The organism is Bacteroides finegoldii DSM 17565 (assembly GCF_000156195.1).
Taxonomy (GTDB): domain Bacteria; phylum Bacteroidota; class Bacteroidia; order Bacteroidales; family Bacteroidaceae; genus Bacteroides; species Bacteroides finegoldii.
In genome coordinates, this window is the sequence record NZ_GG688327.1 from 65,000 (window position 1) to 72,089 (window position 7,090).

General features: G+C 40.6%; 3 protein-coding genes. All 3 read right to left on the minus strand.

What is annotated here, in order from left to right; translation table 11 throughout:
* Positions 1-9 precede the first annotated feature (9 nt).
* Positions 10-2,760, minus strand: coding sequence for a TonB-dependent receptor (locus BACFIN_RS06285; RefSeq protein WP_007755621.1), 2,751 nt, complete (start codon positions 2,758-2,760; stop codon positions 10-12).
* A gap of 86 nt (positions 2,761-2,846) precedes the next feature.
* The gene (locus BACFIN_RS21280; RefSeq protein ID WP_022274826.1) at positions 2,847-4,766 is read right to left on the minus strand and encodes a fimbrillin family protein; all 1,920 of its coding nucleotides are present in this window, start codon (positions 4,764-4,766) and stop codon (positions 2,847-2,849) included.
* Positions 4,767-4,804: 38 nt separating this feature from the next.
* Positions 4,805-6,400 (minus strand): fimbrillin family protein, encoded by a 1,596-nt coding sequence (locus BACFIN_RS06280; RefSeq protein WP_007755626.1) that lies wholly within the window; start codon positions 6,398-6,400, stop codon positions 4,805-4,807.
* Positions 6,401-7,090 lie beyond the last annotated feature (690 nt).

Below are 7,090 nucleotides of genomic sequence, written 5' to 3' on the forward strand. Positions count from 1 at the left end.
GTTCTCTGTTTAGAAGCGGTAACTGATGTTCGCAAAGCAGTTGATACCCTGCATATAATAATACTTGTTAGGGAACAACGCCGGATTAACCAACGCTCCGTCTGAAGCAAACACACGTGCCTGTTCATAACCACCTGTACGAATGTCCCGCTTATTGAGCACATTATTGACCGAAAGGTTGAAATTAATGGATTGACGGTTGCGCAGGTAGAAAATCTTACCTACCGAAAGGTCGAGCGTACAAGCACTTCCGATACGTTCTTGTGTAGTCATGGCATAATAGGTATCCATCGTTTCCGGAAGCGTCGGGTCTACCGTATTGTAAATCCCCTCCATGCGGCGGGCAGGAGCCACGTCGATATAATTGCGTCCGAAAGCATTCAGGTTGGCACCCAAGAACCAATAATCAATGAAGTAACGTACCCCGAAAGTTCCCGCAAACTGCGGTGTTCCGGACACATACAAATTTTTCATATATACTTTTGAAGTCTTGTCACCTTGTGTAGCTTCATAATTTTCCACTGCCATCGGATTATTGCTATAATAATATTCCGAGATGGTACCGGCAAGGTCGAAACTCCAATGGTTGTCCAACTTATAAGTCGTTCCCAATTCAATACCACGATGTATCCGGTTCACACCATAGAGCACATGATTAAAGAAGTTGGTTCCGTTGAAGTAACTGCTACGCTCCATCTGATCGTAGAAATTAGTCTGATAAAGCGAAACACGTCCCGTGAAGGAGGGCAATGAAAAAATATAATTCACATCGGCAGAGAATACTCTTCCACTCTCCAGCTTCTGTCCGTTCTCTACATCCTCAGGAGTCATATCCGAAATACGGGGTGACAGATAAGCGTTGTTAGGCAACGGAGCTTCAGTACCGTAACTGACATTGGCTGTCAGGAAATGACGGCCATTGAATTTATAAGTCAATCCTGCTTTCAATGCCATATCCACAAACGAATGTGTCCGCCCTTTTCCGTAAGAATTCTCCGGATAACGTCCATTCTTCATTTTACCGTCCCGATAGAACTGAACATAATCGAACTTTGCTCCATAATAGAAGTCCATCTTAGCATATCTATGCTGATTGGTGACCCATGCACCGGCTTTCATGATATTCAGATTGAAGTTATATCCGAACACACCGCCTTCATATACTTTACGGTCGGGACGGTTCAAGTCATTCTGTTTGCTGTTGAGGTCATCGTGTATATCACGTTCGGCATACTTGTCATAATCCATCACGTAGGATGCGCCCAGCAGGTCATCCACTGTTTTGAACTGCCGCGACTGTGTGTATCGGAATTCCGCCCCTGCCGTCAACCAACTATGGTCGCCCAATTTGGTGTTAAAAGTAGAGTTCAAAGTAGTTTCCAACAAATCACTACGTCGTTCTTCCACCATATATTGCGCTTTTCCATCCGCCTGCATAGCGTTGGCAAGATACATATTGTCCCAATTAATTTGCGTAACGCTCGTATCGTTGCGTCTCCACAATAATTCTGTAGCTTCGGCAACTTCGGGTGAGACATTGATGTCAATGGCAAATGGCAACTTGCGATAATAGTCCGGACGCGGGTCCGACGCATTGTACCAGTTCAATGCTGTATTGCCATAGCGTCCGTAATGCATTCCCACTCCTGTAACCAATGACGATTCGTCGTCAATCTTCCACGTATGTGAAAGAATCAATGTAGGGTCGAAAGCCAGAACGACTTTCGCATTTCTTTTTTTCCCGTTCTGATATCCCCAGTTCGGGTTGTATTGATAATTGTCTAGCAATTCACACGCCTGCTGATAAGTGGCGCTCTGCTGTCCACGCTGCACAGGAGAACCGAAAGTGACGATAGAGAGACTGTGTTCTCCCCCTTTCCATTGCTTTTCGGCCGACAGCGCATAAGAGAAATTACGATAGAAAGTACCGTCTACTGCACCTTCGTGCGAGTAACGACCACCTAACGATGCGGCAAAAGCCCATCCATTGTCAAGCAATCCTGTGGAATAAGTCACCATTCCGCGCAAATAGTAATTGCGGTTGGCGTAAGAAAGCGTAGCCTTCGTTCCCGGAGAGATGGCAGAAGCCCGCATATTGATATTTTCCGCACCGCCGATAGATCCGTAGGTGAAAGCGGAAGGTCTGTTGTAATTGACCACATCTCCATTCCGGGTCATGTCGTTCAATGCACCGATAGAAGAATAGTTGAAAACGCCCCTCAACTGGTCATTGAAATTCACGCCATTTATATATCTTTGTTCATAGATGTTTTCATATCCTCTGACACGAAAACGCATGGGAGATAACTGATAAGAAGTTTTATTCAAATAAACATCGTTAGAAAGTATGACTTTCGAACTAATCTCTTGTGAACTACTCTCTACGTCGTCATCCACTGCTGCTTCATCCAGCACACCAATTAATGAAAGATTATCAGTAACAGTCAGTTCCACAACCTTAACTTCACCAAGATCTGTTACCATACCTTCAGTCACCTCCACCAATATATTTTTGGGGTTGATGCCTACGGAGTTAAAAACAAGTACATCCTTTCCCGGAGATACTTTGTCGAAAAAGAAAGCTCCTTTTACATCGGTTCGCGTCTGTCGACCCTCTCCGTTCAAAGTGACAATCACTCCAGGAACAGGACGATTACTTTCCGCACCAATCACACAACCTTTTATCCCCGTACCCGATTGCTGAGCCAAGAGAAAGGAAGGAAAAAGGAATGCTAGTAAAAGCACTAAATTTTGTTTCATAATTATCAGTTATTCGTTGTAAAAACGAGACTGTGTTAGAGATACCTCAACACAGTCTCCATTCTGTCAATCAATAAAAGCTATACTCACTTTTTAGTCAAAGAGACATTATCTATAAGCAAATCTGCTCCAACGCCACTTTTTGAATTTACAAAGAAGATGGAAGCTACTGTTTCGTTTTCAACCGTAAATTCATGCGTTATCTGTCTCCACTCTGTTGATAATATTTCCGCGTCAGTTTGAGTATATTTATAAGCATTCATCGCGTCAGTATCTATCATATCAATAATAGCATACCCCATTTTAAACTTCGCTGTACCTGCCACACTCTTGGCATAAACGGAAAGAGAATATGTACCTGCTGCCAACGTAATATCGGAAGAACCAAAACGGGCATTCTTAGTAGAGCCAACCATCAAAACCGCATTACTACCTTGCTGCGCATCACTACTTTTTGAATATGTAACAGAAGTTACCTTATCTCTTCCCCAACCTTCAGGAGCAGAGGCCGTCCAAGTTTCAAAGCTCAAATTTATCAATTCAGTAGAAGGTGTCGGATCTACTTCCCCACTGTTTTCTCCCGCATAAACTTTCAAGTCTTTAATCTCCCAAGTTCCTGCGTTACTTGCTGTACTTGTATATTTAAATGCAATTTGCACCAACTTTCCTGCATATGCACTCAAATCAACATCTCCTCCATCAACATAATTCCAGCTTTCTGATTCCGGAAAATTCATAGTCAATTCTGTCCAATCTGTAGCTTCTTTTTCTTTAGCCCAAAGAGAATAATAACTTTTGAAATTAGTATCTTTAGTCTGATTTATGGCATGTTTAAAAGCCAATTTAGCTTGTGTCACACTTGTAAGATCAAGCATTGGAGATACTAACCAACTTTCAGAAGCACAAGAAGAAGAACCGTTAAAAGCAGAAGCTTTCATTCCATATCTATTATCTTGTACCCAAACCTCTCTAGACAATTCGGCAGGAAGATTCACATTATTAATAGTAAATTTACCTTGTCCAGTAGTAAAAGCTTCCACATAAGCTTCAGAATCTGTAATTTTCACTACATCACCTACCGGCGGCTCCGGTACATCTGTCCCATCACCAAAATCCACATCAATATCACCACCCGGTACTGTAATCCAATCTTCAATGGTAGCAGCATCCATCACAATTACCGGCTGTCCGTTACTATCGCTTAATTTTACATTATGAGTATATTTACGACCTGTAAGCAATTCTTTTTGTGGATAATCAGCGGTAAATGTCTTACCATTCAAGTTGAACACCACTTTTACATCAGCTAATGCAGCAGTCGGCAAAACAATGGTTTTAGCAGTAGCGGCAGTTTCATCTACAACAGCAGCAATTTTAGCAGCAGCTCCTACATTGCTCAATGTGCCATTAGCCAAAGCAAAATCGGCAGTTGTATTCATCCCCTCAAAGGTTACAGTCAGTCCATTCAACGAAGGTACAGTAGCGTCTTTAGTGATATTGAATACAATCTGGCTCAACTGATGCGCAAATTGCAACTGCGGTTTGTTTGCAGTTCCTTTTGCAAATCCTGTTGCATTGTTAGAATAGAGCAAGTCGATATTCTCCGGCTTGCTTTGGTCTGCGACATTAACTTTATATACATTACCCGTCAACGAAGCTGTATATGGATAATAAGCAATAAAATCTACAGAACTTCCGTCTGTTGGATAGTACAAAGCATTATCCGCATCGACAGCAGAAACATTTCCATTTGCGTCTGTAGCGTGTTGCTTATTAACAGCAATAGCAGAGGCTAAATCACCACTGGTTGCTTTCATAAAAACACCAATCTTATCACCGGCAGTCCATTTCGAATCAACAGCTCTGGTGTTAACCCCCTTAATAGAAGAAGTAAAGCTAATAGGCTGACTTCCATCATTCCATTCACTTTTGTCATCATTGTCCACGCATGCGGTGAATGCCAATCCTGACAACACGGTTGCAAAGAATAATTTCTCTAGTTTCATAATCATTAGTGATTAGTTAAAAATATATTGAAGACTATCTATTTCCATTTAGACTTGTCACATTGTCGTTTGATATCAGCACTCAAAGTCGGGAAGAATGTAAATCCTGTTTCTTCCTCCAATTCACTGACAGAAATTGCACAGTCCATATAACCATTAGCATTAGAATACTTTTTTTGCTCTAACTTGAATCCGATAGTTTGGAACACACCGTTCACCTTTCGCGCCAACGCCTTATAATAGAACTTGGGCACAGCCACCTGCTTTCCGTCATTCTTGTTCGTCTTCCATTCTATATTCTTGTCTGTTAGCGTAGTAACAGCCGCTCCTGTCACGATGAATAGCGTATCGGCTCCGCTACTCCAACTGCGAACTTTTCCCTCCAGGTTTGCCCATATAGACTGATTCAACCCCTGGCCTATTTGTGGTGTCATGTTGGTGTAATAGAACGTCGTTTGATTGCTCGCCACATCCCTTTGACGATCTCCACTCGGAATCTGATGCCCACGATCATATCCGGAGATTCCATAAGAATTTTTCAAATTTACTTGAAGAGAGGAGGAAATTTCCGGATCGTAAGCCCACTTTTCATTACGCCCCGCACTACCGTCATAATACGAACAATACGGATACGCCACCCAATACGCCAATTTAAGTTCCGAATCATAAAGCAAGGAATAATTACGTACCTTCTTATCAGAGGGCATATAGTGATTAATATATTTTATATTGCTTTTTTCCAACATACTCTTCGTTATCACCGGAGTCTCTCTCCATTTTGCATACTTAGGTTCCTCTGGGTCCACTTGTGAACCGCCATTCTTTATATTAACAGAGAATATGTGTTTGAAACCTTGCTTTAAAGAAGTGATAGAGCTCGGTAAAGTAATCTCTTTCGTCTTCCCGTTCAATGTCAAAGTAAGTTTTATGCCATTTACAGTATTTACCGGTAATAGAATAGCTTCTGCAGCATTTCCTACACGACGCATAGTGACCGTTGCGTCTGATTTTCCATCTACAACCAATGAACCGTCCACAAGATTAAAATCCGCCTTTGTCTTTACCCCGGAAATGGTAACGGAAAGATTGCTGAAATCTGTATTATCAGAACTACTCAAATTTAGTACTAATTGAGAAAGCTGATGATAGAACTGCAAATTACCCGTTGCGGAAGTTACAGTACGGTTTGTCAAATTATCTGCATAAAGCAAGTCTATTTCTTCAGGCTTGCTCTGATTAGTAACATCTACCTTATATATATAATTATCCAAAATAGGTTGAAACGGATAATAGGCTATAAAATCAACAGCACTTTCATCTGACGGATATTCTATCACTTTCCCGTCTGACAGAAAATTACCATTACCCTGTTTGGTTATAAAAGGAACATTATCTCCTTCACCAACAATAGTACTACCCCCCAACGTTTCTCCAGCCTGTTTCATAAACACTCCAATTCTATCGTTGGCAGTCCATGAACTTCCCGTAGTTCTGGTGACAGCATCGCCTTCCACAACAGAGGTAAACTGCACCACCGTCTGTTTTCCATTGTCCGCCACCTGCTGAACCGCCGTATCACACGCTCCTAAAACCAGTAGCAGAAGTGCACTCCACAAAAGTTTTTTCTTCTTCATCTGTTTCAAATTAAATCATCTATTAGAGTGGCAAAATAAAAGATTAGCAATTACATTCTCATGACAAAACAAATACAAGAACAAAACATTTAATCCGACTTTCCCTCTCTATTAATTTATTTTTATTCTTTTTTAGAAACAACAAATATAAATACATTTTTTTTGAAAAGCAACCAAATTAAAAAAAAAGAATTCAATAAAGAACCATAATTAGCCAGCCCGTCAGAACCATTTCCATTACCATTTCTCAACAAAATATTCAATAAGCCCTTTGAAAATTTTATATTTTCATATTTATACAGCTATAAACCTACAAATTATTATGAATTTTATCATATTTGCAACATAGTATAAAACGGCATTTATCCTGTCAACATTATAATCCTGTATACAAAATGTCATGATAAGAAAGTGTTATATACTCACCATTCTTCATTAATTATAGCAGCCTTCATCTTTTCATTGCAATACTCTATCCATAGGAAATAGCGGGTGAAGAGGAGATCTTTCATTCACTTCTTCACATTTTTACTTATCATATCTACAGGGCAGACGCATTAAAAATTATTTTCCTGTAAAAGTTGTGATAAATATTTTTCATCCCATCTCGCTTTTAGTCTTTTCAGATTCATGCTTCCTTTTGTTGTTTTCTCATTCTTTAGTATGGTAAGCGCCATCTTTGTTGCCACC